Origin of the sequence: Syntrophotalea sp. (genome assembly GCF_050253115.1) — a bacterium.
GTDB classification, from domain to species: Bacteria; Desulfobacterota; Desulfuromonadia; order Desulfuromonadales; family Syntrophotaleaceae; genus Syntrophotalea; species Syntrophotalea acetylenica.
In genome coordinates this window covers 1-5,370 of record NZ_JBFWJQ010000144.1, presented here as the reverse complement: position 1 = coordinate 5,370, position 5,370 = coordinate 1, and the positions used below count along the sequence as shown (strand labels likewise).

The following is a 5,370-nucleotide window of genomic DNA, read 5'->3' as shown; positions in this document are numbered from 1 at the left end:
GTGTGCTCTTCCGATCTGCAATTCGTATTTCTGGCGTTCCTTCATTTCAACGGCGAAACGCACCTCACGCACACCATTTTTTCGGACAGTGTATGGCGTGATCAGGCGAACCGATGTCGGGAACACGGAAGGATCGATACTGCGACGATGCTGCTGGCTGATGGAAGCCCGCCGGATACCAAACTGAATAATATTGCCCTGCATTAAAGGCTGCGCGATATCCGCCGGTCTAGTGAGTCCGATGCGAAGAATCGACTTATCACCGAAGACCTCAAAGTCAATACCTGTAACCTTGACTTCAACCATTGCAGGCTGCTTACCCGTCATACCGGCAACGGGTGTGGGTTTCGCCTTTTCAGGTGCCGGCTTCTCCAGAACAGCCTCGGCTCCCCATCCGACCACCAGTGCATTACCTTCCCTATCAACGCGATAATTGGGCAATTTTGCACTCGAAGCGTCAAAAACCACCCTCGTCTTATCCGGGTAACGTCCCATGCGCAGCTTGCGAAAACCGCTGTCCAGCGCAAAAACCTGCTGCTCAAATGCGGCCTTGACGCCGAACAGATCCACCACAAGCCGGGCCGGATCCGCTAACGGAAAATGCTTGACGCCCGCTATTCTTCCATCCGTGTGAAAAACAGCCATTCCGGGCTTGATGTCAAGGCTGCCTATGGTTTTGGCGGCCTGTGGCGCGACTGGTGCGGTAAAAGCCCCCCCCGCCATAAAGCCACCATCCTCAGAGACGACATCGCCTTCGTCAGGAGCGCCAAAATCTACCCTGATGCTGGTTGCACCGGGCAAAACCTTGAATGCCATCGGCTTGTCCAGAAACAGTTCGACCCGCCCCATCTGGCCGGACAAAAGCTGAAACGAAGAAACCCTGATGCGTTTTACCGGTCCTTCCTCCACTTGCGTTTCAGATTCCAGCCCATCGACGTTTATTCCGGTGAAATCAAGGATAACGCGCAGCGGATCAATGGCATCGTAAACGGAATAAGCATCACCCAAGGGTTGTTCGGTGGTGATCAACACACCGCCCTTGTCGTGAGCAATGGAAACGATCCGGTTGTTAAGCTTCGCAGCGGACAATGCACAATTTCCGGCAGTCGGCATCAGAACCAGATGCAGGGCCACAAGCAGGCCAGCAAAAACGTGTCTTCCAATGATTGGCAACGGCACACATTTCATATCAGATATCTCCTGCTTTTTGAGTAAACCCGATTTCATAACTGGTGGTGGATAATTTTCCCGTAAAATCATAGTATTTCTCGACAACCGTGACAGTCTTCGGGCTAATTCTGGTCACGACTCCACCATTCTTGCCGATCTTGACCCCCGTTTTCAGAACATATGCCTTGCCACCCGGCGCAACCACTGTTGCCATCGGCATTTTTTCTCCCACAATCACGGCACTCAGACGGAACTGTGCGAGATCGAATTTCTGCAAGGGTGTCAGCGGTTCGCCCTTGCCACCGACGGGCTTGCGAATCATGACGAGAGCTTCAAAGGGATCCCGCAATCCGCCTGGATCGTACACATAACCGTCACCCGCTGACACCACCTCCCCGGCGGGTACATCCTTGGTCGCCGACGAAAGCGGTGCGACCTTGACTTTTTTCGGCAGCACGGTCTGTATTTCAGGCGATTTCCGGTCCTCGCACGCAGCGCATGTAAGAAACATAAATCCGACCACGGCTGGCAGTCGCAATGATCGCGGAATCATCATTTATTACCTTTCGTTTTACCCGTTTTGGCGGGCCCCTCGGCATTCTCCACAAACTGGAAGGTTGTGGCCCGGCATTCAACATTCAGGGTATTCCTGCCATCCTCTATCTTGGCATTCCCCATCTTAAGATTGCCTAGATTAACGATACGTGTCATGTTGCCGACCTTGTAGCAAAACATTGCCACTTCGTGAAACGCCCCCTTCAACTTCAAGGAAACCGGCACTTCGGCATAAAAGCCCTGCGTAACCAGCGAACCGGGCTTGAATTCCACCACTTCAAGTCCCGTATTCTTGGCCAGAGTGGAAATACCGATCAGCAATGATGGAATCTCCTTCTGATTGGGCAACTCCTTCAGAGCCATTTCGAGCTGATTTTCCAGTTTTTCATATTCGGCCTTAAACCTGGGAAGGTTTTCGGCGATCCTGCGATCCTCAGCCAGTTTTCGCTCAAGGCTTTCCTTTTGCACCTTGAGGCGTTGGTATTCGTCCCTCATCGGCTGATAAACAATAAGCCAGAACAGGCCAAACACCGCCAGACAAGCGAGCACCAGTATAAGGATTTTTTTATACTTCGGGAGGTTAAGGATCTTCTCCAGCCCTGGACTCATAATTTTGCCCCTTCCCCGGCAAAATGCTTAACCGGCGGTGTCTCTTCGCGACATTCTATCTCGAATGACTGCAATTTGACACCTTCCTGCTTAATCTGTTTGGTGACCTTCAGATCAACATCCCGATAATAGGGTGACGCTTCAAGCGCGGTAATAAACCCCGCCACCACGCTTTCACTGACGCCGACTCCCTTAAGCTTCATACTACCGGAAACTTCCTCGAAATCTTCGAGCCACAATTTTTCAGGTAAGGCTCTGTTCAATTCATCCAACAGATGAACAGGCCCACTTTTACGCCGCTTAAGTTCACTCAGAACGTCGAGTTTTTCCTGGAATTCTGCCTGTTTTTTCTTGAATTCAGCAACCTCGCCCAGAAGGGGTTTGAGCTCGGAAATTTGGCGATTGTAATCATCGATCAACTTCATTTCCCTGGCGGTTCCGATCTTCAGATTGCCGTAAACAAGAAAACAGCCGACAACGGCCAAGGAAACAATCGCGCCAAAAACAAACAGTTCACGTTGTGCCCTGGCACGCTTTTGCGCGGCCCTGACCGGCAGAAGATTGATGTGTATCATTTGTCTCCAAGCCTCCTCATGGCAAGACCGGCGCCAACAGCCAGAAACGGCAAGACCGAATCCACATATTCCATATCGAACCGACCGCTGTCGATAACCACGTTGCGCAGCGGATTCATAATCTCAACCGGAATGCCGAGCTTGTTCCCAAGGACCTCAATCAGCCCGGGCGTTTTTGCAACCCCGCCGGACAGATAAACCCTTTCGACTTTTGAGTCGGAAGAAGTGGCAGTGAAAAAATCGAGGGAGCGCTGCACTTCCTGCACGAGATGCGCCATCGAATCGGCAACGATCTCCTCCACCATCCCGGGCTGGACATCGTCGAGACGCGCACCCAGCTTGGCGCGTTCGGCCTCCTCGCTATTGAGTCCGATCCGCTTCTGAATCTCGTCGTTGAACATATTGCCGCCTGCCTGGATGTCCCGCGTAAACACGGTTCTGCCATCCTGCAGGATATTGATGTTCATGGAACTGGCACCAATATCGACCAGAGCCACAACGTCCTCTTCCTGGTCGTAATTGGCCTGAAACGCATTTTCAATGGCGAAACAATCGATATCCATGACAATGGGAGTCAATCCGCACTCGTGAAAGACCGAAAGATATTCCTCAATAAAATCCTTCTTGGCCGCCACCAGCAATACCTTGATCTGGGCCGGATCCCTGGGATCGGGTCCCAATATCTGGAAGTCCAGGTTTACATCGGAAATCTCAAAAGGAATATATTGCTCCGCTTCCCATTCTATGGAGGCCTCGACCTCCTCCTCGGTCATGGCCGCCATAAAAATGTTGCGGACGATCACCGCATGCCCCGAAACCGAAGTCGCAACATTTTTTGTTTTTATAAATTGGCTTTCCACCAAATTGCGAACGCATTCGGCAACCGCGGCGGAATCCATGATGGCATGGTCCACAATGGCCTCGGGCGGCAGCTGCCCGATTCCCAGATTAACCAGATGGTATCTATCCTTCACCTGCTTCAGTTGAACCAGCTTAATCGATCTGGTGCCTATGTCGACACCCACAACCTCTTCGCTCGCTCCAAACAATCCGAAAAACATTCGTCATCCCCGATCTTGAGAAATGAAGGAGAACAAGGCAACTTCTCAACCAACATCCGATACCACGGCCCCGGTCGGCAGAACAAGGTTTGCAACATACATACCACCGGCGACCGAACCTTGGCATCACATTAAAAGCTCAATGATCTTATAAAATTGCGAGAACAGGTGTCAACATCTCAATTTGTCTTCATAAAAAACGACCAAAGGACACTATATACCACATGAAACCGCAAAAAACACACTACATATCGGCACAAAACCGTGCTGCGCAAGAAGTCCGCGCGGACCGAAGGATTTCAAACAGTCCCTGCCCCCCATATTAAATGTACTCATCGGCCAAAGGCCAAGGCCATGTACCAACCGATAAGCCTTTCACCATAAAGCAGGTAAATAACGGCGCCTGTAGCCAAAAATGGTCCAAACGGAATGGCAAGCCTGCCTCCGGTCCGTTTCAGCAGCATCAGGGGCACCCCCACCATGGCACCAGACAAGGATCCGATAAAAACAACGGGCAGCACCGCTTTCCAGCCCAGAAAAGCACCGATCATGGCGAGGAGCTTCACGTCCCCCATACCCATGCCTTCGACCTGCGTCAGCAGATGATAGACCTTCGCAACCAGCAACAAACTCCCTCCGCCAAGAAGAATCCCCAGCAGGGAGTCCTGCCAACTGACCCAGGGTACAAGAAAAGATAAAAGAAAACCAACCACCGTCCCCGGCAAGCTGATAGCATCCGGAATGATCCGATGATCCAAATCGATGAAGGAGACGACTACCAACGACGCCGCGAACAGCCAATAAACCGGTATCACGAAGACCCCTCCGAACTGCCTCCAGACCAGCACGAAAAGCAGCCCCGTCAAGGCTTCAACAACGGGATAACGCAGCGATATCCTGACGCCACACCCGGCGCAGCGGCCACGTAGATACAGATAGCTTATGATGGGAATATTCTGATACCAGCGGATGGCGGCTTTGCATTGAGGGCAGCGGGAAGCCGGTGAGACAACCGACAAGCCCTCAGGAATGCGATAGATGCAGACATTGAGAAAGGAGCCAATAATCGCACCTAAAATGAAAAACACTGCCCCTGTCAAAAAACTGATTGCATTCATGCTCAAATGATCCTCTTGCGGTATGGATAGGCAACGAAGCGCTCAAGAAACAAACATCGAACAGGCGGATTACTTATTACCTTTGGCATAGGCCAGGTCGCTGGTCGACTGAATACTGCCATCATCAGCGATAAAAAAGCTGCCCCCGTAAGGATCTGGCGGGATTTCCGGGATGACACCGCGCCTGACCAAGGCACGCAAATCGCCAGGTTCGACGCCGAATCGTTCGCGATGGTAAGCAACAGCACGCTCCAGGTAAAAAATCTTTTCCAATGCTTCAAG

6 protein-coding genes and 1 pseudogene are annotated in these 5,370 nt (G+C 51.6%); all 7 read right to left on the bottom strand.

Annotated elements, in window-relative coordinates:
- Nucleotides 1-1,188: AMIN domain-containing protein (locus tag AB7E65_RS11825; protein ID WP_428746000.1), on the bottom strand; the 1,188-nt coding region annotated here is incomplete at its 3' end.
- A gap of 1 nt (nt 1,189) precedes the next feature.
- Nucleotides 1,190-1,681 carry a pilus assembly protein PilP gene (locus AB7E65_RS11820; protein ID WP_428745999.1) on the bottom strand — a complete coding sequence of 164 codons (492 nt, stop codon included), beginning with the start codon at nt 1,679-1,681 and terminating at the stop codon, nt 1,190-1,192.
- Nucleotides 1,682-1,722: 41 nt separating this feature from the next.
- Nucleotides 1,723-2,256, bottom strand: a complete 534-nt coding sequence (locus AB7E65_RS11815; protein ID WP_428745998.1) for a type 4a pilus biogenesis protein PilO — start codon at nt 2,254-2,256, stop codon at nt 1,723-1,725.
- A 74-nt stretch (nt 2,257-2,330) separates the two neighbouring features.
- Nucleotides 2,331-2,909 carry a PilN domain-containing protein gene (locus AB7E65_RS11810; protein WP_428745997.1) on the bottom strand — a complete coding sequence of 193 codons (579 nt, stop codon included), beginning with the start codon at nt 2,907-2,909 and terminating at the stop codon, nt 2,331-2,333.
- Entirely contained in the window at nt 2,906-3,970 is a 1,065-nt protein-coding gene (gene pilM / locus AB7E65_RS11805; protein ID WP_428745996.1) for a type IV pilus assembly protein PilM, read from the bottom strand. The genes AB7E65_RS11810 and pilM overlap by 4 nt, the downstream gene beginning before the upstream one ends.
- 332 nt (nt 3,971-4,302) lie before the next feature.
- Nucleotides 4,303-5,088 carry a prepilin peptidase gene (locus AB7E65_RS11800; protein WP_428745995.1) on the bottom strand — a complete coding sequence of 262 codons (786 nt, stop codon included), beginning with the start codon at nt 5,086-5,088 and terminating at the stop codon, nt 4,303-4,305.
- A 69-nt stretch (nt 5,089-5,157) separates the two neighbouring features.
- Nucleotides 5,158-5,370 (bottom strand): annotated as a pseudogene (locus AB7E65_RS11795) (hypothetical protein); the annotation flags it as partial.

Coding starts and splice junctions, on each gene's coding strand:
- AB7E65_RS11820 (WP_428745999.1), bottom strand. CDS start 1,681: ATGTTTCTTACATGCGCTGCGTGCGAGGACCGGAAATCGCCTGAAATA.
- AB7E65_RS11810 (WP_428745997.1), bottom strand. CDS start 2,909: ATGATACACATCAATCTTCTGCCGGTCAGGGCCGCGCAAAAGCGTGCC.
- pilM (WP_428745996.1), bottom strand. CDS start 3,970: ATGTTTTTCGGATTGTTTGGAGCGAGCGAAGAGGTTGTGGGTGTCGAC.
- AB7E65_RS11800 (WP_428745995.1), bottom strand. CDS start 5,088: ATGAATGCAATCAGTTTTTTGACAGGGGCAGTGTTTTTCATTTTAGGT.